This is a genomic window from Peptoniphilus koenoeneniae, from assembly GCF_030812875.1.
GTDB lineage: Bacteria > Bacillota > Clostridia > Tissierellales > Peptoniphilaceae > Peptoniphilus_B > Peptoniphilus_B koenoeneniae.
Window position 1 is genome coordinate 1 of sequence record NZ_JAUSTN010000017.1, and the last position, 1566, is coordinate 1566.

1 pseudogene is annotated in these 1566 nt (G+C 31.5%); it reads left to right on the plus strand.

Going from position 1 to position 1566, the window contains the following annotated elements:
- Positions 1-84: 84 nt before the first annotated feature.
- Positions 85-1458, plus strand: a pseudogene (locus J2S72_RS08705) (helicase-related protein); the annotation flags it as partial.
- Between the last annotated feature and the right edge of the window lie 108 nt (positions 1459-1566).

Below are 1566 nucleotides of genomic sequence, written 5' to 3' on the forward strand. Positions count from 1 at the left end.
GGCTTATAAAAACTTGAGCCGTGTGAGGGGAAACTCTCATGCACGGTTCTTAGAGGGGAAAGGGATAGTAATATCCCTGACCTACTCGACCAGACAATAGAGAATAAGCAAAAATTCATTTCTCAAATTATGACTTCAAAAACTCCAGTAAGAGTTGCAGAAGATGTTGATGAAGCAAGTCTATCTTATTCAGAAATTAAGGCTTTAGCTACTGGTAATCCTTTAATAAAAGAAAAAATGGATTTAGATAATGAAGTTACAAAATTAAAAATGCTTGAAGCAAACTACAAGTCTAATAAATATAAGCTTGAAGATAAGGTAAATAAAATTTATCCTCAAAGTATTTTAAAAACTGAAATGGAAATACAAGCAGTTAAAGAAGATATTGCAAGTGTTGAGAAATTAGGAGAAGGAGATAGCAAATTCACTTCAATAAGTCTTAGGGGAAATAAAATTTTAGATAAGAAAGAAGCTGGAGAGAAGCTATTAGAAGAAATAAAAAAGGTAAAGATAAATGATAGCAAGGTTATTGGTAAATATAGAAATTTAGACTTACAAGTTTCATATAACTTTATGACTAATACTCACACCTTTAAACTTCTAGGAAAAGCAGAATACTTTGGAGAGTTTTCAAACTCTACTGATGGTAATATAACAAGGCTTGATAATGCCATTGAAAAAATGCCTTCAAGACTTGATAGGTTAAATCAAAACCTTGAAAACTATAAAGAATCTTTAGAAAATGCCAAAGTAGAATTGACAAAACCATTTGAAAAAGCAGATGAGTTAAGGGATAAGACCCTAAGACTAGCTGAGATTAATAAACTTTTAGATATGGGAGAAGTGGAAGAATTAGAAAACCAATCACCATTATTAGAAGATTTAAAAAGGGCGATAGTTGATTATTCTAACTATGAGTTTTCAGAATCTAATAGCTATGAAGACTTTGACAAACTATATCCTGATTTAAGCCATATAGGACTTGCCTATACAGAAACACCAGATGGTAAGCACTCTATTCAATATGAAGTAAATTTGGAAGAAAAAACATGGACTCAGTATGTAGATGATGTAGCTATTAGAACAGAATCATTCTTAGAAGATGGTGTATCTGAGCAAGAGGCTATCAATAATATGATTGAGGTTATAAAAATGTCAAGTTTTGATGACCTTATATCTGTTGATAGAGAAGACCTAAAGAAAGCACTAGGCTTGGAAATAGATGATGATGGCAACTTTTATGATCCGTTAGCTAAAGACTTAGATAATGACGGAATACCAGATAGGTATGACAATGATTTTAAAGATAGTGATTACTTTGAATCAACCTATGATGTAGAGGATAATCTTCAGGCAAGGGAAGAGAAACCATCTATATTGGGACAAATATCAAAATTCAAATCGGAAGAAGAAAAAGATAAAAATCAAGAAAAAAACGAAAAAGGACAAGAAAGGTAGAGGAGGGCTAAAAGCTCTCCTTATTTAGTACAAGGAGGAAATTATGGAATACAAAGATATTAGAGAAAACTTAGAAGAAATGATGAATGATAATTACAAGGATTTTAT